We start from the raw sequence: 18,815 nt of genomic DNA, 5'->3' as shown, positions 1-18,815 counted from the left end.
TCTGCCGCCGACCCTGAGGGCTGCCATGAAGATCGCCGTGACCGGCTCGATTGCCACCGATCACCTGATGAGCTTCCCGGGTCGGTTCGCCGATCAGCTCATCGCCGACCAGCTGCACAAGGTGTCGCTCTCCTTCCTGGTGGACGACCTGGTGCTGCGCCGGGGCGGGGTGGCGGCCAACATCGCGTTCGGCATGGGGCAGCTGGGTATGCGGCCGGTGCTGCTGGGTGCCGTCGGCGCCGACTTCGCCGACTACCGCTCCTGGCTGGAGCGGCACGGGGTGGACTGTGACTCCGTGCACGTCAGCGAGGTGGCCCACACGGCCCGTTTCGTCTGCACCACCGACACCGACATGTGTCAGATCGCCTCCTTCTACGCCGGCGCGATGAGTGAGGCGCGCAACATCGAGCTGCGGCCGGTCGCCGAGCGCCTGGGCGGTCTCGACCTGGTGCTGGTCGGCGCCAACGACCCGGCGGCGATGCTGCGTCACTCCGAGGAGTGCCGGGAGCGCGGCTACCCGTTCGTCGCCGACCCCTCACAGCAACTCGCCCGGATGGACGGCGAGGATGTGGTGGGGCTGATCGACGGCGCCGAGTACCTGATGACCAACGACTACGAGAAGTCCCTGCTGCAGAGCAAGGCCGGGCTGAGCGACGACCAACTGCTGGACCGGGTCCGGATCCGGGTCACCACCCTGGGCAAGCACGGGGTGGAGATCGCGGGGAGGGAGATCGACCCGATCCACGTGCCGATCGCCCGGGAGGCCCAGGCGGTCGACCCCACCGGGGTCGGGGACGGCTTCCGCGCCGGCTTCTTCACCGCACTGTCCTGGGGGGTGGGGCTGGAGCGCGCCGCCCAGGTCGGTTCGCTGCTAGCCGCCCTGGTGCTGGAGACCGTCGGCACCCAGGAGTACCAGGTACGGCGGGACCTGTTCGTCAAGCGCCTGGCCGAGTCGTACGGCGACGAGGCGGCCGACGAGGTCCGTCCGCACCTGCTGCCCTGACGGTTGCCGGCGCGCGTCCGGGGTGCGTTGGTCTTCAACGATCTGCACAACGATCGCGGCGTCCCGCTGGTGCAGACCTACGCCATGCCGCCCGCCACCACCTGGGATCAGGTCCGGTCCGGAGTCGCCGGTCAGCTCGACGGATGGAACGAGGTCGGGGACTGCACCGACACCGGGTGTCGCCGATTCCCACCTGTGGCCCGACAACACCTTCCTGGTGATCGGCTCCGCCCGCGGCGCCAACCGCTGACAACGCGCCCTGTGGCGACGACCGCATGCCGGATCAGCGGGCATCACGTTGTTAACAGGGGGCCCCGCCTATGCGCGAGGCGTTAATAAGGTGCCCTTCCTTTTACTGTCGGCGGCGGACGTGGTGGGCGGAGCCGGTGGTGCCGAGGAACTCCTGGTCGCGCATCCGGCACCAGGCCGGAATGTCCACCGCCGCCGCCGGGTCGTCGGCCAGCACCCGCAGCACCGCGCCGACCGGAAGCTGCGGCAGCCGGCGGGCCAGCGCGATCACCGGCAACGGGCAGCGCTGACCGAGACAGTCGAGGACCTCGTCGGGTTCGGCGGTCACAGCCCGACCACCCCGGCCTCGGCCCGCAGGTCGGCGACGATGCCGGGCAGTTCGGCGAGGAACCGTTCCACCTCCGCCTCGGTGCTGCCGGAGTGCAGCGAGACCCGGACGTTGCCGTGCGAGAGCACCCCCATCGCCTCCAGGACATGCGAGGGTCGCAGGGTCGAGGAGGTGCAGGAGGAGCCGGACGAGACCGCGAAGCCGCGGCGGTCCAAGGCGTGCAGCAGCGCCTCACCGTCGACGTACAGGCAGGAGAAGGTCACCAGGTGCGGCAGCCGGTGCTCGGGATCACCGACCACCTCCACGTCCGGCACCTCGGCGGCCACCCGGGCCCGGATCCGGTCCACCAGGGGCGCCAGCCGGGCCGCCTGGGCCGCCGCGTCGGCCGCCGCCGCGCGCAGGCTGGCCGCCGCCGCGACCACCGCCGGCAGGTTCAGCGTGCCGGGGGTACGCCCCGACTCCCGCTCGTCGGCCGGCCAGGGCGACTCCCACCGGGTGCCCTTGCGGACCACCAGCAGCCCGACGCCGGGCGGGCCACCCCACTTGCGGGCGCTGGCGGTCAACACCGACCAGCCCTGCGGTATCGGCAGCCGCCCCACCAGCTGAGCGGCGTCGATGTAGAGCGGCACCCCCGCCTCGCCGCAGGCCGCCGACGCCGCCTCGACCGGCTGGATGGTGCCCACCTCGTGACTGGCCGCGATCAGGGCGGCCAGCGCCACCCCGGGGCCGGTTACCGCCCTGGACCAGGTCTCCAGATCCAGTCGGCCCAGCCGGTCCACCGGCACCTCGACGGCGACCCCTCCGCCCGCCGTGTGGCGCTGCGCGGCGTGCAGCACGGCGGAGTGCTCGATCGCGGAGTGGACCAGCACCTCACCGGCCCGTCGTCGCCCCAACAGGCCCCCGAGCACGGCGGAGTGGGCCGCGGTCGTACCGCTGCTGGTGAAGGAGAGCTCGTCGGGGCGTACCCCCAGGGTCTGCGCGGCGGCCTCGCGGGCGGCGTCGAGCAACTGACGGGCCCGCCGGGCGGAGGTGTACAGGCGGTCGGGGTCGGCCCACCCGTCATCGAGGGCGGCAAGTAGCGCCTGCCGGGCGACCGGGTGCAGCGGCGCGGCGGTGGCCGCGTCCAGGTAGACCGGGGATGGAATCACATCTACCTACGCTATCGCCCCCGGCCGCGACAAGATCCCCCATCCGGGGGCGGACAGTGACCCCAACCGGGTCGAGCCCGTCATGGTCGAGTAATCTGCGACCGTCGGTGACGCCTTTGCCGCTGGTGTGGCGGCTCCGCTCGGCGGAGCCGGCCAGATCGAAAAAGACACCGCGGCGCGCTAGGGAGGCAGGACCAGGTGGTCGCAAGGAGTTCGGAGGTACGGCCGACGGCCGTACGGCGCAGCGCATCTCCGCCAGCCGGTGCGCGGCGGGGGCGTCGTGCCGGGCGTCTCGCCGGGCTCGGATTCGGTGGGGCGGCGCTGCTGGTCCTGCTCACGGGCTGTGATGTCGGAGCGGCGTTCGGGGGCTTCGGCTGGCCGCAGGGTGGCATCACCCCGGAGGCCCGGCAGATGTACGACCTGTGGATCGCCTCGTGCATCGCGGCGCTGGCGGTCGGCGTCTTCGTCTGGGGCCTGATCTTCTGGTGCGTGGTGCGGTACCGCAAGCGCGGTAACGAGCTGCCGGTGCAGACCCGCTACAACCTGCCGATGGAGTTCCTCTACACCATCGCCCCGGTGCTGATCGTCGCGGTGCTGTTCTACTACACCGCGGTCGTGCAGACCGACGTGGTGAAGACCAGCCGCAACCCCGACGTCACCGTCGAGGTGGTCGCCTTCAAGTGGAACTGGCAGTTCAACTACCGCGACGGCCAGGGTGTGGACGCCAACACCACCGCCTCGGTGCTGGGCACCAGTGAGGTCATCCCGATCCTGGTGCTGCCGAGCAACCGGTCCATCCGGTTCGAGGAGACCAGCAAGGACGTCATCCACTCGTTCTGGGTGCCGGAGATGCTGTTCAAGCGGGACGTCTTCCCGGGCAGCATCCGCAACGTCTTCGAGGTCTCCTCGCTGGAGTCCGAGGGTGCCTACGTGGGCCGGTGCGCCGAGCTGTGCGGTAGCTACCACGCCTTCATGAACTTCGAGCTGCGGGTCGTCTCGCCGGAGAACTTCGACCGCTTCCTCGCGGCCAAGCAGGACGGTGCCACCACCCAGGAGGCGTTGACCGCGATCGGCGAGGAGCCGTACGCGATCACCACCAAGCCGTTCGAGACGCGGCGTACCCAGGACAACTTCAACCAGGGCAGCGCGCCGCTGGGCGCGGGAAGCTGAGGCGGCGGCCATGAAGACCGAGTGGCGCATCTTCTTGACCATTGCCGCGTTCCTGCTCTTCGCATGCTTCCTGTACGGCGGCTGGACCTGGGCCGACTCGGGTGGCCGCGTGGAGTGGATCGGCACGGTGGCTCTGCTGCTGTCGTTCCTGCTCTGCTCGATGTGCGGTGGCTTCTTCTGGTTCGTCTCCCGCCGCATCGACCTGCGCCCGGAGGACCGGCCGGACGCTGAGATCGCCGACGGTGCGGGCGAGATCGGCTTCTTCAGCCCCGGCAGCTACTGGCCCTTCGCCCTGGCGCTGGCCGCCACGATCGCCGGCCTGGGCCTGGTGTTCTGGCAGATGTGGCTGCTCGGCCTCGGCGCGGTAGCGGTCATCTTCGCCGCCTGCGGCCTGCTGTTCGAGTACTACACCGGCACCCGCCGCACCGCCGAACACTGACCCACCCTCTCTCCGACACCACGAAGGCCCGCCTCCCCCCAGGGAGGCGGGCCTTCGCACATCCACACCTTTCCCCGGCGCCCCGCCCGTGTCCGGCGTCCCCGCCCTGTCCCGCCCCATCCCACCCCACCCCGGCCCGGCCCCGCGTCCTTGCCCCGCCTCTTCCGCCCCGCGTGTCGGCGGGCAGGCACGCCCTCGCGCCGTCGATCTTGCACTTTCAGTCGCCTTTATGCCCGCATATGAGGCTTTTGCGGAGACAGAAAGTGCAAGATCGGAGCGGCAGCGGAGGCGCGGAGGCGGGCGGAGCGCGGGGTGTGGCGGAGGGCGGGGTGGGTGAGCGCGTGGGGGTGAGTGCCTGCGTCGGGGGTGGGGTGGGTTAGGCGGCTTGGCGGGGGGTGGTGTGGGGGAGGAGGGTGCGGGTGATCGGGGGGAGGGCGGCTAGGAGGAGGGCGGTGCCGCAGCGGGTGCAGGCCAGTTCGGGGCAGGCCGAGCCGTGGCCGTCGAGGCAGGGAGGGGCCTCGAAGAGTTGGCGGTCCCCGCAGGTGTCGCAGTGCAGCTCGCGCTCGGCCATGATGACTCCTCCGTTCGGCTGGGCCGCGACTGTGCCTGCCGCCCGGCGGGACGCTCGGGCCGGCCGTCGCGGCGACCACCGCCGACGATCGTGGGAATTACTCGCCTGTAGCTTCCCACGCGGCCCTGACACTTCTGCCGCAGCCCACCACCGTGACCAGGCCAGCCAGTGCACCCCCCCGCAGCCCGCTGCGGATCACCCGCAGCCTGAGCGGGAAGCGCCGGGGTCAGGCGGTGCGGGCGACCTCGATCCAGCGGTCCAGGGTGCGGGCGGCGGCGCCGGAGTCGATCGACTCGGCGGCCCGTTCCAGGCCGGGGCGCAGCGCGGTGGCCAGGTCACCGTCCAGCGGTCCCTGGGTGGCCAGCGCCGCGGCGGCGTTGACCAGGACGGCGTCGCGTACCGGGCCGGGCTCACCGGCCAGCAGGCGACGGGCCACCTCAGCGTTGTACGCGGCGTCACCGCCACGCAGGTCGGCCAGGGTGGCCCGGGGTACCCCCAGGTCGGTCGCGTCGACCACGGCCTGCCGGACGGTGCCGCCCTGGGCTACCCAGAACCGGGTGGGCGCGGCCGTGCTGAACTCGTCCAGGCCGTCCTCACCGCGCATCACCAGCACGGAGTCGCCCCGGGCGGCGAACACGGCGGCCATCACCGGAGCCATCGTGGCGTCGAAGCAACCGACCGCACCGGCCCGGGGACGTGCCGGATTGGTCAGCGGGCCGAGGAAGTTGAAGGCGGTCGGCACCCCCAGTTCCCGGCGTACCGGGCCGGCGTGGCGCATCCCGGGGTGGAACCGGGCGGCGAAGCAGAAGCCGATGCCCACCTCGGCCACACACCGGGCCACCTGCTCGGGGCCGAGATCCAGCGGTACGCCGAGGAACTCCAGCAGGTCGGCGGTGCCGCAGGAGGAGGAGGCCGCCCGGTTGCCGTGCTTGACCACCGAAACCCCGGCACCGGCGACCACCAGGGCGGTCATCGTGGAGATGTTCACCGTGTGAGCTAAGTCCCCGCCGGTGCCGACCACGTCCAGGGCGCCGACGCGTACCTGCTCGGGCAGTTCGACCGGGACGGCGCGGCTCAGCATCGCCTCCACCAGCCCACCCACCTCGGCCGGTGTCTCGCCCTTGGCCCGCAGGGCCACCGCGAACCCGGCGATCTGGGCGGGGGCCGCCGAGCCGGACATGATCTCGCCCATCGCCCAGGATGTGTCGGCGGCGGAGAGTTCCTCCCCGCGCAGCAGCGCGGTGAGCAGGTGCGGCCAGGTCCGTTCGCCCATAGCGGGCCTCCCGAGCAGACGAGTGCGGGTGGGGGACCGGCGCCGGCTCCTCCGGCGCCGTGGCGGTGCCGGTGTGATGCCTCAGGCGGGGGTGTGGGTCCGCAGCAGCTCGGTGACCGTGGCGGCCGCGGTCACCGGGTCGAGGGGGTGCACCAGGGTGGCGTCTACCTCGGCGTACGCGGCGAGCCAGCGATCCGCGGCGCGGGCGATCACCACGCAGGTCGGGGGGGCCTTCTCGAAGTCGTCCTTGATCTGCCGGGCGATGCCGATGCCACCACCGGGGGAGGCCTCACCGTCGAGCAGCATCAGGTCGATCTCGTAGTCGTCGACCAGCCGGACGCACTCGGCGTAGGTGGACGCCTCGACGAACTCGATGCGCAGATCGGCCGCGGGGCGGGTGCCGACGGCGAGCCGCATCCGGTCCCGTACCTGTGGGTCGTCGCTGTAGAGCAGGACGGTGCACAGACGATCGCTCATGCCGACACTCCGCTTCGCTTCCTGCCGCTCGCCACCGAGGACCGCGGCGAGCCGGGTGACCCGCCCGCTGATGGCTTCGAGACGGCTTTCACCTCGTAGCTGCGTGGCCGATCGTACCGGTCGGGGTGCCCTGCACCGCACGCCCCCCGCTGAGGTGACAGGTCAGCCGGCGGCCTCGGCGGCGCGTTCGCGGGCCTCCTGACGGTCCAGGTCGCGGTCGACCCGCCGGGCCTCCCGTTCGGCGTGCCGCATCCACTGCACGACCAGTACGGCGAGCATCGTCACACTGACGAACTCGCCACCGGCCCACAGGATGCCCCCGGCGAGCACCTGGTCCTCCCAGGGATCGGCCCAGCTCAGCCCCAGGGAGGGGTACCAGTCGCCGCCGAAGAGGGTCGAGCTCTGCATGATGGTCAGGCCGAGCACGGTGTGGAACGGCACCGACAGCAGCATCAGCAGGGCCCGGGCCGGGTACGGCCAGCGGCCCGGCAGCGGGTCCAGGCCGAGCAGCGGCCAGAAGAACACGCAGCCGGTCATGATGAAGTGCGCGTGGACCAGCTCGTGCGCCCAGACGTGTTCCAGGGTGTAGCGGTACAGGTCGGTGAAGTAGAGCGCGAACGGGTTGACCACGAAGATGGCGAAGGCCACCAGCGGGAAGGTGTAGATCCGCGCGATCCGGCTGTGCACCACCGCCAGCAGCCGCTTGCGGGGCACCGGCGGCAGGGTCCGCAGGGCCAGGGTCACCGGGGCACCCAGGGCCAGGAAGATCGGCGAGATCATGGACAGCACCATGTGCTGGACCATGTGCACCGACAGCAGGGTGGTGTCGTAGGCGTGCAGCCCGCTGAGGGCGACCGAGGCGATGCCGCCGAGGCCGGGCCCGAGGAAGAAGACCGTACGCGCGATCGGCCACCGGTCGCCGCGTATCCGCAGGCGGTGCACCCCGTAGAGGTAGAGGCCGGCGGCCAGCACCAGGACCACGGCCAGCCAGTTGTCCAACTTGGCCTCGGTGAACACCGTGGTCACCGAGAAGGGTGGCGGGGTGGCCTCGGCGGCCAGCGTCGCGGCCCCACCCGGGCCGGTCAGGCCCGCCGTGAGCTGCGGCGCGGCCGGTACGGCCGGGAAGATCGGATCGACGTGCAGCACGCCAATCAGCCTAGGTCAGGCGAACCGGACGGTACCGATCGGGCCATCTGTACCTGGGTTTGGCCACCCCGCTGATCGCCTGCCGTGGTCAAGGGCAATAATGACCGCGTGACTGCGGCCCCAGCCATTGACAAGAGCCGGATCCACTCTCTGACGCGTCCCAACATGGTCAGCGTCGGGACGATCGTCTGGCTCTCCAGTGAACTCATGTTCTTCGCGGCGTTGTTCGCGATGTACTTCTCCATCCGCGCGGCGGCGCCGGAGCAGTGGGAGAAGCACACTGCGGTACTCAACGTCCCGTACGCGACGACCTTCACGGCGATCCTGGTGCTCTCCTCGATCACCTGCCAGATCGGTGTGTTCGCGGCGGAGCGGGGTGACGTGCACGCGCTGCGGCGCTGGTTCACGATCACCTTCGTGATGGGCCTGATCTTCGTGATGGGCCAGGCGAACGAGTACCGCGAGCTGGTGCACCACGGCATCAAGATCAACGAAGACGGCTACGGCTCGATGTTCTACCTGACCACCGGCTTCCACGGCCTGCACGTGATCGGTGGACTGATCGCCTTCGTGATCTTCATGATCCGTACCACGATGGGCCGGTTCACCCCGGCGCAGGCCACCTCGGCGATCGTCGTGTCGTACTACTGGCACTTCGTCGACGTCGTGTGGATCGGGCTCTACGCCATGATCTACTGGCTCCAGTGATCTTGGCGCCCGCGCGCCGTCGCTCCACCCCCTGAGACAAGGTCCAAACCGGTTAAGGACACAGCTCATGACTTCTGACAACGACCGCCGACGCGGTCTGCTCGCGCGGCTGCGCGGGCGGCCCGTGGCGCGCAGCAGGGGCCGCCGTCGGCTGGGCGCCGCGGTCCGGCTGGTGGCCGCGTTGATGCTCGCCGGCGGCGCGTACACGCTTCTCGCTCCGAGCGCGTCGGCGCAGGACAACCCGCCCTTGAGCGGTGCCGCCGCCGACGGCAAGGCGCTGTTCGACGTGAGTTGTGTGACCTGTCACGGTCGCAACGCGCAGGGGGTCGAGGGGCGCGGGCCGAGCCTCATCGGCGTCGGCGCGGCCTCGGTCGAGTTCCAGGTCAGCACGGGCCGGATGCCGATGGCTCGGCAGGAAGCCCAGGCGCAGCGCAAGCCCGAGGTGTTCAACCCCGACGAGATCGACCAGCTGGCCGCGTACGTGCAGCAGCTGGGTGGCGGTCCGACCATGCCGGCCGGTGACAACCTGCACGCCGACGGCAATGTCGCCCTCGGTGGCGAGCTGTACCGGATCAACTGCGCGCAGTGCCACGCCTTCAGCGGCGGCGGCGGTGCCCTCTCCTCCGGCAAGTACGCGCCGAGCCTCTCGCCGGCCACCGATCGGCAGATCTACGCCGCGATGCTGAGCGGACCGCAGAACATGCCGGTGTTCGGCGACAACCAGATCACCCCGGAGCAGAAGGCGGACATCATCGCCTACATCCAGAAGTCGTTGAACAACGACGCCGACCCGGGCGGTCTGTTCAACCTGGGCCGCTACGGCCCCTCCACCGAGGGTGTGGCGATCTTCCTGGTCGGCATGGTCGCGCTGGTCTTCGCCAGCTTGTGGATCGCAGGCAAGTCGTGATCGAGCTGATCTCCCGAGTCAGTGCTGTGGTGCCGCCACGGGCCGGTGCCGAGCGGAGCGAGGTGGCGGCATGAGCACCCACACGGCCCACCCGGGCCACGAGCAGGTCGACGTGCACGACCCTCGGCTGAGTCAGTTCGACATCGTCCGTGAGGGCGCCCGCCGCGACGACATCGAGATCGTCCACTACGAGCAGCAGGTGCTGCCGGGCAGCAAGGCCGAGCGCCGGCTGGTCCGTACGGTAGCCGCGATGTTCCTGCTCACCGGCCTGGCCGCGACGGCCTTCCTGGTGGTCTACATCTGGTGGCCGTGGGAGTACGAGATGGGTCGCGGGGGCGACAAGCTCTACACCCCGCTGCTCGGTCTGACCCTCGGTGTGGCCCTGCTCGGACTGGGCTTCGGCATTCTCACCTGGGGCAAGAAGCTGCTGCCCAAGGAGGTGTCGATCCAGGATCGGCACGAGGGCGCGGTCTCCAGCGACGACCAGCGGATCACCGGGCAGACCATGGCCTACATGGCCGACGAGCTGGGCGTCAAGCGTCGTCCGCTGCTCGGTGTGTCGCTGCTGGCCGGCCTGGCGCCGGTCGGTGCGGTCGCCGCAGCGCCGCTGGTGGGTGGATTGATCTCCAACCCGCACAAGAACAACCAGATGATGACCACCGGGTTCAGCCCGCAGGACGGTCAGAAGATCCGACTGGTACGCGAGGACGGCCGCCCGATCCGGCCGGCGGACATCAGCGCCGGTGGCCAGATCACGGTCTTTCCCGGGATCGAGCACGGGGTGAGCAACCTGCACGCCGACTCGCCCACCCTGCTGATCCACCTGCGCGAGGCCGACGCGGAGATGTCGCGCCGCAACAACGAGCGGGTGGGGCACGGCGGCTACATGTGGGGCAACTACGCCGCCTACTCGAAGATCTGCACGCACGCCGGCTGCCCGGCGAGCCTGTACGAGGAGCAGACCAACCGGCTGCTCTGCCCGTGCCACCAGTCGCAGTTCCTGATCACCGACAACGCCAAGCCCATCTTCGGCCCGGCCAGCCGGCGACTGCCTCAGCTGCCCATCGAGGTGGACGCTGAGGGCTACTTCGTGGCGAAGTCCGACTACACCGAAGCTGTCGGGCCCGACTTCTGGGAGCGGCCGTGAAGCGGCGCAAGTTTGACATGGCAGCGTTGCCCGGCAAGACCGGCCGGGCGGTCGACGAGCGCTTCCAGGTGGCTACCCCGCTGCGCCGGCTGCTGAACAAGGTCTTCCCGGACCACTGGTCCTTCCTGCTCGGCGAGATCGCGCTCTTCTCGTTCATCGTCCTGCTGCTGACCGGTGTCTTCCTGACCTTCTTCTTCGAGCCGGCGATGACCGAGGTCATCTACAACGGCAGCTACGCCCCGCTGCGGGGCACCCCGATGTCGGCCGCGTACGCCTCGACCCTGGACATCTCGTTCGACGTCCGGGGTGGCCTGATCATGCGGCAGATGCACCACTGGTCCGCGCTGCTGTTCATGGCCGCGATCGTGGTGCACATGCTGCGGGTCTTCTTCACCGGCGCGTTCCGCAAGCCGCGGGAGACCAACTGGATCATCGGTTCGCTGCTGTTCTGGGTCGGCTTCCTGGCCGGCTTCACCGGCTACTCGCTGCCGGACGACGGCCTGTCCGGCACCGGTCTGCGGATCGCCTCGGCGATCATGCTGTCCATCCCGGTGATCGGCTCCTGGGTGACCTCCTCGGTGTTCAGCGGGGAGTTCCCCGGCACGATCATCATCAGCCGGTTCTTCATCGCCCACGTGCTGCTCGTACCGGGTCTGCTGGTCGCGCTGATCAGCGCCCACCTGGGGCTGGTCTTCAAGCAGAAGCACACCCAGTGGCCGGGCCCGGGCCGGACCAACGGCAACGTCGTCGGCGAGCGGATGTTCCCCCGGTACGCGATCAAGCAGGGCGGCTTCTTCATGGTCGTCTTCGGCGTGATCGCGCTGATGGGCGGTCTGTTCCAGATCAACCCGGTCTGGCTGTTCGGCCCGTACGAGGCCTGGGTGGTCTCCGCGGCCAGCCAGCCCGACTGGTACGTCATGTTCCTCGACGGCTCGACACGGTTGATGCCGGACTGGGAGATCTTCATCCCGATCGGCGAGGGTTATGTGATTCCGCCGTTGTTCTGGCCGACCGTGGTGCTACCCGGCATCCTGGTGATGCTCTCCCTGTTCTATCCGTTCATGGAGGCGCGTTACCTGAAGGACTACCGCAGCCACAACCTGCTCCAGCGTCCCCGGGACGTGCCGTTCCGCACCGCCCTGGGCATGATGGCCATCACCTTCTACGTGATCCTGACGCTGACCGGTGCGAACGACGTCATCGCCGACAAGTTCCAGATCAGCCTGAACGCGATGACCTGGGCCGGCCGGATCGGTCTGCTGATCCTGCCGCCGGTGGCGTACTACCTCACCTACCGCATCTGCCTGGGTCTGCAGCAGCACGACCGGGAGGTGCTGGCCCACGGCGTGGAGACCGGCATCATCCGACGGCTGCCGGACGGTCGGTTCGTCGAGGTGCACCAGCCGCTCAGCTCGGGCGGCGAGCACGGCGAGCTGCCGTACGTCGGTTGGGTCGTGCCGAAGAAGATGAACCGGCTGGGGGCCCTCGGCCCGGCCATCCGGGGCTTCTTCTACCCGATCGAGAAGCCCGCTGAGGCGCCGGTCTCCCCGGGACACCCCCCGGTCGAGTCCCGCGCCGAGCGGGAGGAGATCGGCAGCGGAGACAGCCGCAGCTGAGTAGAACCGCATAGTGGTACGTGGCGCCCGTCGGATGATTCCGGCGGGCGCCACGCCCGTATTCGGCCTTCTCCCGCCTCGGCGGAGCTTCCCGCCCCTCACCGGGACGCAGGAATAACCCCGGTCAGCCGGGTATCCGTGCGGTCCAACGTCTCAACGGGGAGGAAGCATGTTGGGTATCAAACGCCTCGGCCTGCTGGCCGCACTGGTGCTGGTGGGAGTCGCGCCCGCCGCAGCAGCGCAGGCAGCACAGCCGTCGGAGCAGGACACCCAGTACCTGCAGGCGATCCACCAGGTCAACCTCTACGAGGTGAAGGCCGGTGAGCTGGCGCAGAAGAAGGCACAGGACCAGCAGGTCAAGGACCTCGCGCAGATGATCGTCACCGATCACAAGGACCTCGACCAGCAGGTGAAGGACCTGGCCGGGCAGCTGAACGTCCAGTTGCCGAAGGAGCCCACTCCTGATCAGCGGACGGCTCTGGACCAGCTGAACAACGCCAGTGGTGAGGAGTTCGACCGGCTCTGGGTGACCCAGGGTCTGGCCGGTCACCTGCAGGCCATCCAGGCCACCCAGACGGAGATCTCGCAGGGCACCGAGGCCCAGGTGGTCCAGCTGGCGCAGACCGCCCTGCCGGTCCTGCAGGCGCACTACGACGCCCTGGTGCAACTGGCTGAGGCACTCGGCATCCCGGTGCCGCAGGCCAGCGCCAGCGCCAGCGGCACGCCCAGCCCGGGCGGCACCACGCCGACTCCAGGTGGCACCACGCCGGCTCCGAGTGGGACCTCCACCGAGGAGTCCCCGGCTCCGGGCGGCACCATCACCGAAACCCCGGTGCCGCAGCAGAGCTGACGCCCGACGGTACGCAAAGCCGGCCCAGCCCACCCCGGCTGGGCCGGCTCGCCCGTGCGCCCCACCGCCTCTCTGCGCCCGACCGCCCCCGCCCATCTGCGGCGATCTTGCACTTTCTGTCGGTGCAAAGCCGGATGAAGGGTGCATTTCGGCGACCAAAAGTGCAAGATCGCGGGATTCAAGGAGGGAGGGGCGGGGAGGGTGGGAGGGGGAGGGGTGCGGGGTTAGTCGGCGCCGGCTAGGCCGATGGCGAAGGCTTCTTCCAGGTCGTGGCGGGAGTAGGCGCGGAAGGCGATGTGGGACTCGGTGTTGAGCACCCCGGGCACCTTGGAGATGCTGCCCGCGATCACCTGGGCGATCTGGTCGAACTCGCGGACCCGGACCATGGCGATCAGATCCACGTGCCCGGCCACCGAGTAGACCTCACTCACCCCGGGCAGATTCGCCAGGGCCTCGGCCACCTCGGGAATCGCGTCGGTGGCGCAGTCGATCAGCACGATCGCGGTGATCACTGGAGGTTCTCCGTTCGTCGGTGTTCCAGGCCCATGCTAGGGCCCGCGAGACGGGTCAGCCGCAGGGACGGTGAGGTCGTCGTCCACCCGGATCACCTCGTGCAGCCGCTCGTCGGCGTCGACCGTGGCGCCGGGCCAGAGCACGCAGCGGGTCACCGTTCCGCGTACGGTGGCCCCGGCTCCGATCACCGACTGGTGGCAGTCGCCGGTGACGGTCGCGGTGGGATCGATCAGGCTGGTGTCCCCGGCGGCGTGCAGGTTAGCGGCCAGGTAGTCGGCCGGGGTGCCGGTGTCGTAGAAGGTGCCCCGGTAGGGGACCACGGTCAACCGGCCGGCGGCCTCGGCCGGCCGCCAGAGGGCCCGGACCAGGTCACCGAAGGTCGGCGGCAACTGCCGGACCAGTCGCCAGGGCAGCAGCGAGAAGCCGGTGAACAGGTGCCCGTCGAAGGTGCCCGGTGCCTTCGGGTCGAGGGCCGGCTGGCCCAGCAGGCGTACGGAGTCGCCGTCCCAGCCGTGCAACAGTGCCGCGATGTCCGGCCCGGGTGACGAGGTCGGGTCGGCCAGGTAGGCGTCCGCGTTCCCGACCAGTACCCCTCGACCGGCGATCCAGTCTCGCAGGTTGCCCACCCCGCCCGCGGTGCCGAGGGGGGACCCCTGTTCCACGGAGAGGTGGGCTCGGGTGCCGACCCGGTCGACCACCTGGTCACCCAGGTAGCAGGCGTTGACGGCGACCCGCTGTGGCCCGGTCAGGCCCAACCCGGCGAGCCGGGCCAGCGCGCGATCCAGCAGCGACACGTTGCCCACCGGGCAGAGCGCCTTGGGTAGCCGTTCGGTCAGCGGGCGCAACCGGGTGCCCTCTCCGGCGGCCAGCACGATCGCGCACAACTCCCCGTCGTACCGGGCGACCGGCTCGGAGCCACCACCGGACAGGCTGGAGACCGGCGGGTGGGTCACGGGAGGGTGTCCGGCAGGGGTGGCGGGAACTGTCCGGCCAGGGGGCCGATGTCGTAGTAGGCGAGCAGTCGCGCGGTGGGCCAGGTCAGCTTGGGCAGGTCGTCCAGGGGGTGCCAGGCGGCCTCGAAGACCTCCGCCCCGTCCACCGTCAGGGTGGTGCTCGACGCCGGCACCTCGGCGATGAAGACCATGTCCACCCAACCCTTGGCGTGGACGACCGCGTTGGGGGTGGCCGGGGTCAGCCGGGTGGGCGGCAGTCGTACCCCGGCCTCCTCGTGCAGTTCGCGGGCCGCGCCCACCGCGGGGTTCTCGCCGCGTTGCAGCAGCCCGGCCGGCAGCGACCAGCCCCGGCCCGGCGGCTGGCGCAGCAGCAGCAGCCGACCCGCTCCCTCGGCCTCGCTGTCATGCACCAGGGTGACCGCCCCGACGATGTACTTCGGCACGGCCAGGCGCACCAGCCGACGTCGCACCGGCAGGGGTAGCCGGTAGAAGATCTGGTAGACGGCGGCGCGACCGATGCGACGCGAGCGGGGGATCATGGCTTCAGGCTAGTGGCCCCGAGACCCCTTCGCGCCCGGGGAGCCCGGCACGTCACTGTCCGTGCCTACCTCACTGTCGATGGTCGACAAGGTCGATGAGTTGGCGTACGACGGCGTCCGGTTCGAGGACCCGGTCGAAGACCGCGACCAGCAGGGTCTCCAGGTCGGGGTAGCCGAGTTCCTCTGACAGTCGCAGCAGCGGCAGGTCGCTGGCCAGCCCTCGGTTGTGCTGACGCAGCGCCAGCCCGATGGTGGCCCGGCCCAGCCGGACCTTGTCGCTGATCGAGATGCCCGGCTCGCTGTGCTCGGCGAACCAGCGGTTGATCTGCATCTGGGCGTGCGGTGACTTGACGAAGCCGAGCCACTCGCGGCGCGGGCCCCGGGGGGCCACCTCCGCGTCCAGGGAGCATTCCTCGTCGGTCTCGGTGAAGATCTCCACCACGTCGCCCTCCTCCAGGGCGGAGGAGAGCGGCACCAGCCGACCGTTGACCCGGGCGGCCAGACATCGCTCGCCCCGGTCGGTGCCCAGTTCGTAGGCCAGGTCGACCGGGGTGGCCCCGGCCGGCAGGACGATCTGCCGGCCCTCGGCGACCACCTGGATCTGGGCCTCGGCCAGGTCGCTGCGCAACGATTCCAGGAACTGGGCCGGGTCGGCCGCGTCCTGCTCCCAGTTCAGTACCCGGCGCAGCCAGTCGAGTTGTTCCGCGCAGGCCGTCGGGGTCGCGCCGGGGCGGGGGAAACGGAAGTCGGCCGCCACCCCGTACTCGGCTGAGCGGTGCATCTCCTCGGTGCGGATCAGCACCTCCACCGTCCGGTTCCGGGGGCCGCAGACGCTGGTGTGCAGGGAGCGGTAGAGGTTGTTCTTCGGTGAGGCGATGAAGTCCTTGAACCGGCCGGGTACCGGCCGCCAGAGGCCGTGGATGGCGCCGAGGGCCGCGTAGCAGTCGGTGGCCGGACCGTCCACCACGACGGTGATGCGGGGCAGGTCGTACGGTACGGCGTGGCCGCCGGCCACGGTGTCCTTCCAGATCGAGTAGAGGTGCCGGGGCCGGGGGGCCACGTTTGCGTCGACCCGGCTGCGCCGCAGCGCCACCTTGGCCTTGGCCACCACGTCGGCCAGGTAGTTGTCCCAGCCGGGGCGGTCGTGCACGTGGCGGGCGATGCGGGCGTGCTCCTCCGGCTCCAGGTGCATCAGCACCACGTCGTCCAGTTCCCGTTTGAGGGTCTGGATGCCCAGCCGGTCGCAGAGGGGCACCAGCACCTCAAGGGTCTTGCGGGCGATGCGTTCCCGCGAGGCCGCCGAGCGTACGCCCAGGGTGCGCATGTTGTGCAGCCGGTCGGCCAACTTGATGATCAGCACCCGGACGTCCTTGCCGGCCGCGATGATCATCTTTCGGATGGTCTCCGCCTCGGCGGCCTGGCCGTAGAACGCCTTGTCGAACTTGGTCACCCCGTCGACCAGGTGGGCCACCTCGTGGCCGAAGTCCTCGGCCAGGGCCTGCAAGGTGTAGCGGGTGTCCTCCACGGTGTCGTGCAGCAGCGCCGCCACCAGGGTGGTGGTGTCCATGCCCAGCTCGGCGCAGATCTGCGCGACCGCCAGGGGGTGGGTGATGTACGGCTCCCCGCTCTTGCGGAACTGACCGCGGTGCATGTTCTCCGCGATGGTGTACGACCGGCGCAGCACCGCCGGGTCGGCACCCGCGTGGATGCTGCGGTGGGTGCGGACCAGGTGGCCCACCGGTTCGGTGTCGTTGGTCGGCCAGGTCAGCAGCGACCGGAGGCGGCGGGCGAGCGGCAGTTCACCTGGCTGGGCGGGAAGTGCGCCCCGCAGGGCGCCGCCGCGTCCGGCGTCGACGTCCACGTGGGACACCCCCTCACTTCCGCTCCGGCAAGCCGGCGGATCGACAACCGGGAGCAGTACCTCGAAACGGGCAGGACTGCACTCCCATAACAGACTAAGTGAGTCGACGTAGTCCGATCGGACAGTTGCTCATGGGCGTTCGGACCAGAGTTGATGGGACGCTCCGCTTTCGGCCTTGGTCAACAGGTCACGGAAGCGACCCGCGCCGCGCACCGGGGAGGCCCAACCGGCCGACATCTCCACCAGCCGGGTCTCCGGTCGCTCCAGCCAGGACAGGATCCGTTCCGACTCCTCCGGGGTGGCTGCGGGGACCGGACCGTGCCCGGCCGACACCGTCTCGGCGGTCGCCCGGATGACGGCCAGGGTGGGTCGAGGATGGATCCCGGGTGGACTGACCCCCGCCCCGGCTAGTCGACCGTGCCGGACCAACGCCAGCTCCCAGCCGCCGCCGTCGGCCGGTCGGGCGGCGGCCAGCTCGGCGATCCCGGTCAGGGCGGCCAGCCGCTGCATGCGTACGGTCGCCCGCAGCACCGCCGCCAACCGGGACCGCAGCACGGCCGCCTCCTCGTAGCGCTGCCCGGCGGCCAGGGTCTCGATCCGGGCCAGCAGGGCCTCCACCACCGGCTGGACGTCGCCGGTGGTGGCCTCGGCGAACGGGGTGACCGCCACGGAGTCGTACTCCTGGGGGGTGATCCGGTGCTCGCAGGGTGCCGGGCAACGACCCAGCTCCGCCAGGGCGCAGGCCGGGGTGACCGTACGCAGGGACAACCGGTGGGTGCACTGGCGCAGCGGCACCGCGTCGTGAAAGCCGGCGGCGGCCAGCTCCGCGGCCCGCCGGGAGGAGAAGGGCCCCAGGTAGGCGCGGTCCTGGGGGGAGATCTCCCGGACCACGGACAGTCGGGGGTACGGCCCGTCGGTCAGCTTCAGCCAGACCACCCGCTCCGGAAACTTCGACCGCCGGTTGTACGGCGGCGCGTGTGCCCCGATCAGCCGCAGCTCACGGACCTCCGCCTCCAGCGAGTGGGCGCACTCCAGGGCCTCGACCCGTTCGGCCGCGGCCAGCATCTCCGAGATCCGGGCCCGCTTCTCCGCCGCAGTGAAGTAGCTGCGCACCCGGGTGGCGATGTCCCGTGAGGTGCCGACGTAGAGCGGACGGTCGTCGGCGGCCCGGAAGATGTAGACCCCGGGGGAGCGGGGCAGCCCGTCGGCCAGGTGACGTTTGCGGCGCTGGGTGGGGGTGACCGCCCGGGTGAACTCGATGGCCTCGCCGATGGTGTCGACCCGGTGCCCGCCGAGCCGCCCGATCAGCCCGTGCAGCACGTCGACCGTGGCCCGGGCGTCGTCCAGGGCCCGGTGGGTCGGGGTGGTGCCGGCCCGGAAGTAGGCCGCCAGGGTGCCGAGCTTGCGGTTGGGCACCTCGTCGCGCAGCAGCACCCGCCGGGCCAGGGCGGCGGTGTCCAGCACCTGGGGGTTCGGCCACCGGTAGCCGTGCCGGGCGCAGGCCGCCTTGAGGAACCCGACATCGTACGGGGCGTTGTGGGCCACCAGCACGGCATCGGAGATGAACTCCAGGAAGCTCGGCAGCACCTGCTCGATCGGGGGCGCGGGCAGCACCATCGCCTCGGTGATTCCGGTGAGCACGGTGATGAAGGGTGGAATCGGCACCCCGGGGTTGACCAGGGTGGCCAGCACCCCCAGCTCCTCGCCGCCGCGTACCTTCACCGCGCCGATCTCGGTGATGCCTCCGCCGTCCGGTGTTCCGCCGGTGGTCTCCAGGTCGACCACCACGAAGGTCGTCGCGTACAGCGGCAGGGCCGGGTCGACGCCCTCGGTGGCCGGGTCGAGCCCGGCGAGCGTCGGCTGGAGAAACCCCTGTGCTGCCATCGGCGGCACGGTAACCGGCCGGTCCGACACTCG

The 18,815-nt window shown here is 70.6% G+C and carries 19 protein-coding genes; 8 read left to right on the top strand and 11 right to left on the bottom strand.

All coding sequences use genetic code 11. The features are described 5' to 3' along the window. The first annotated feature begins 25 nt into the window (after positions 1-25). Positions 26-1,003, top strand: a complete 978-nt coding sequence (locus ACGFIK_RS08460) for a carbohydrate kinase family protein (RefSeq protein ID WP_327024759.1) — start codon at positions 26-28, stop codon at positions 1,001-1,003. 352 nt (positions 1,004-1,355) lie between these two features. On the opposite strand, the gene ACGFIK_RS08455 is transcribed toward ACGFIK_RS08460, so the two are convergent. Next, a complete protein-coding gene (locus ACGFIK_RS08455; protein ID WP_327024760.1) occupies positions 1,356-1,580 on the bottom strand; it encodes a sulfurtransferase TusA family protein in 225 nt (74 codons plus the stop codon). Then, the gene (locus tag ACGFIK_RS08450; RefSeq protein WP_327024761.1) at positions 1,577-2,728 is read right to left on the bottom strand and encodes an aminotransferase class V-fold PLP-dependent enzyme; all 1,152 of its coding nucleotides are present in this window, start codon (positions 2,726-2,728) and stop codon (positions 1,577-1,579) included. Before ACGFIK_RS08450 ends, ACGFIK_RS08455 begins: the two co-directional genes overlap by 4 nt. Before the next feature lie 198 nt (positions 2,729-2,926). Here ACGFIK_RS08450 and coxB point away from each other — a divergent pair, with 198 nt between their 5' ends. Both coxB and ACGFIK_RS08440 read left to right on the top strand, forming a co-directional pair. Beyond that, positions 2,927-3,898, top strand: a complete 972-nt coding sequence (coxB, locus tag ACGFIK_RS08445; protein WP_327024762.1) for a cytochrome c oxidase subunit II — start codon at positions 2,927-2,929, stop codon at positions 3,896-3,898. A 10-nt stretch (positions 3,899-3,908) separates the two neighbouring features. After that, positions 3,909-4,337 carry a cytochrome c oxidase subunit 4 gene (locus ACGFIK_RS08440; protein WP_327024763.1) on the top strand — a complete coding sequence of 143 codons (429 nt, stop codon included), beginning with the start codon at positions 3,909-3,911 and terminating at the stop codon, positions 4,335-4,337. A 376-nt stretch (positions 4,338-4,713) separates the two neighbouring features. Here ACGFIK_RS08440 and ACGFIK_RS08435 read toward each other — a convergent pair whose 3' ends face one another. From ACGFIK_RS08435 to ACGFIK_RS08420, 4 genes are all read right to left on the bottom strand, one after another. Beyond that, positions 4,714-4,908, bottom strand: a complete 195-nt coding sequence (locus tag ACGFIK_RS08435) for a hypothetical protein (RefSeq protein WP_327024764.1) — start codon at positions 4,906-4,908, stop codon at positions 4,714-4,716. Between the two features lie 226 nt (positions 4,909-5,134). Next, the gene (gene trpD, locus ACGFIK_RS08430; protein WP_327024765.1) at positions 5,135-6,181 is read right to left on the bottom strand and encodes an anthranilate phosphoribosyltransferase; all 1,047 of its coding nucleotides are present in this window, start codon (positions 6,179-6,181) and stop codon (positions 5,135-5,137) included. An 81-nt stretch (positions 6,182-6,262) separates the two neighbouring features. Beyond that, positions 6,263-6,658 (bottom strand): hypothetical protein, encoded by a 396-nt coding sequence (locus ACGFIK_RS08425; protein WP_327024766.1) that lies wholly within the window; start codon positions 6,656-6,658, stop codon positions 6,263-6,265. Positions 6,659-6,820: 162 nt separating this feature from the next. After that, on the bottom strand, positions 6,821-7,804 hold the full coding sequence (locus tag ACGFIK_RS08420; RefSeq protein WP_393338421.1) for a cytochrome c oxidase assembly protein: 984 nt from the start codon (positions 7,802-7,804) through the stop codon (positions 6,821-6,823). 108 nt (positions 7,805-7,912) lie between these two features. Between ACGFIK_RS08420 and ACGFIK_RS08415 the strand changes: the two genes are divergently transcribed. The 5 genes from ACGFIK_RS08415 (at position 7,913) to ACGFIK_RS08395 (ending at position 13,032) form a co-directional block, all read left to right on the top strand. Then, positions 7,913-8,512, top strand: a complete 600-nt coding sequence (locus tag ACGFIK_RS08415; RefSeq protein WP_327024767.1) for a heme-copper oxidase subunit III — start codon at positions 7,913-7,915, stop codon at positions 8,510-8,512. 67 nt (positions 8,513-8,579) lie between these two features. Continuing rightward, positions 8,580-9,419: a cytochrome c gene (locus ACGFIK_RS08410; RefSeq protein WP_327024768.1), complete on the top strand. Its 840-nt coding sequence runs from the start codon at positions 8,580-8,582 to the stop codon at positions 9,417-9,419. A 70-nt stretch (positions 9,420-9,489) separates the two neighbouring features. Next, the gene (locus tag ACGFIK_RS08405) at positions 9,490-10,566 is read left to right on the top strand and encodes a Rieske 2Fe-2S domain-containing protein (RefSeq protein ID WP_327024769.1); all 1,077 of its coding nucleotides are present in this window, start codon (positions 9,490-9,492) and stop codon (positions 10,564-10,566) included. Then, on the top strand, positions 10,563-12,182 hold the full coding sequence (locus ACGFIK_RS08400) for a cytochrome b N-terminal domain-containing protein (protein ID WP_327024770.1): 1,620 nt from the start codon (positions 10,563-10,565) through the stop codon (positions 12,180-12,182). The genes ACGFIK_RS08405 and ACGFIK_RS08400 overlap by 4 nt, the downstream gene beginning before the upstream one ends. 169 nt (positions 12,183-12,351) lie before the next feature. Beyond that, a complete protein-coding gene (locus tag ACGFIK_RS08395) occupies positions 12,352-13,032 on the top strand; it encodes a DUF4142 domain-containing protein (protein ID WP_327024771.1) in 681 nt (226 codons plus the stop codon). Between the two features lie 224 nt (positions 13,033-13,256). Here the strand turns inward: ACGFIK_RS08395 and ACGFIK_RS08390 are convergent, their stop codons facing one another. The 5 genes from ACGFIK_RS08390 to ACGFIK_RS08370 form a co-directional block, all read right to left on the bottom strand. Beyond that, entirely contained in the window at positions 13,257-13,544 is a 288-nt protein-coding gene (locus ACGFIK_RS08390) for an Lrp/AsnC ligand binding domain-containing protein (RefSeq protein WP_327024772.1), read from the bottom strand. Positions 13,545-13,580: 36 nt separating this feature from the next. After that, a complete protein-coding gene (locus tag ACGFIK_RS08385; protein WP_327027027.1) occupies positions 13,581-14,474 on the bottom strand; it encodes a sugar phosphate nucleotidyltransferase in 894 nt (297 codons plus the stop codon). Positions 14,475-14,494: 20 nt separating this feature from the next. Beyond that, entirely contained in the window at positions 14,495-15,037 is a 543-nt protein-coding gene (locus tag ACGFIK_RS08380) for an NUDIX domain-containing protein (protein ID WP_327024773.1), read from the bottom strand. Positions 15,038-15,107: 70 nt separating this feature from the next. Continuing rightward, positions 15,108-16,898: a RelA/SpoT family protein gene (locus tag ACGFIK_RS08375; RefSeq protein ID WP_327027028.1), complete on the bottom strand. Its 1,791-nt coding sequence runs from the start codon at positions 16,896-16,898 to the stop codon at positions 15,108-15,110. Between the two features lie 129 nt (positions 16,899-17,027). Further along, positions 17,028-18,782 carry a DEDD exonuclease domain-containing protein gene (locus ACGFIK_RS08370; protein ID WP_393338414.1) on the bottom strand — a complete coding sequence of 585 codons (1,755 nt, stop codon included), beginning with the start codon at positions 18,780-18,782 and terminating at the stop codon, positions 17,028-17,030. Between the last annotated feature and the right edge of the window lie 33 nt (positions 18,783-18,815).

Source organism: Micromonospora sp. NPDC048871 (assembly GCF_043198155.1).
Classification (GTDB): domain Bacteria; phylum Actinomycetota; class Actinomycetes; order Mycobacteriales; family Micromonosporaceae; genus Micromonospora.
The sequence above is the reverse complement of the archived record's forward strand: the minus strand, read 5'-3'. Positions and strand labels throughout refer to the sequence as shown.

Excerpts from the sequence above, each read along its gene's own strand:
- ACGFIK_RS08380 (WP_327024773.1), bottom strand. The coding sequence starts at position 15,037 with ATGATCCCCCGCTCGCGTCGCATCGGTCGCGCCGCCGTCTACCAGATC.
- ACGFIK_RS08440 (WP_327024763.1), top strand. The coding sequence starts at position 3,909 with ATGAAGACCGAGTGGCGCATCTTCTTGACCATTGCCGCGTTCCTGCTC.
- ACGFIK_RS08405 (WP_327024769.1), top strand. The coding sequence starts at position 9,490 with ATGAGCACCCACACGGCCCACCCGGGCCACGAGCAGGTCGACGTGCAC.
- ACGFIK_RS08425 (WP_327024766.1), bottom strand. The coding sequence starts at position 6,658 with ATGAGCGATCGTCTGTGCACCGTCCTGCTCTACAGCGACGACCCACAG.
- trpD (WP_327024765.1), bottom strand. The coding sequence starts at position 6,181 with ATGGGCGAACGGACCTGGCCGCACCTGCTCACCGCGCTGCTGCGCGGG.
- ACGFIK_RS08410 (WP_327024768.1), top strand. The coding sequence starts at position 8,580 with ATGACTTCTGACAACGACCGCCGACGCGGTCTGCTCGCGCGGCTGCGC.
- ACGFIK_RS08370 (WP_393338414.1), bottom strand. The coding sequence starts at position 18,782 with ATGGCAGCACAGGGGTTTCTCCAGCCGACGCTCGCCGGGCTCGACCCG.
- ACGFIK_RS08460 (WP_327024759.1), top strand. The coding sequence starts at position 26 with ATGAAGATCGCCGTGACCGGCTCGATTGCCACCGATCACCTGATGAGC.
- ACGFIK_RS08435 (WP_327024764.1), bottom strand. The coding sequence starts at position 4,908 with ATGGCCGAGCGCGAGCTGCACTGCGACACCTGCGGGGACCGCCAACTC.
- ACGFIK_RS08395 (WP_327024771.1), top strand. The coding sequence starts at position 12,352 with ATGTTGGGTATCAAACGCCTCGGCCTGCTGGCCGCACTGGTGCTGGTG.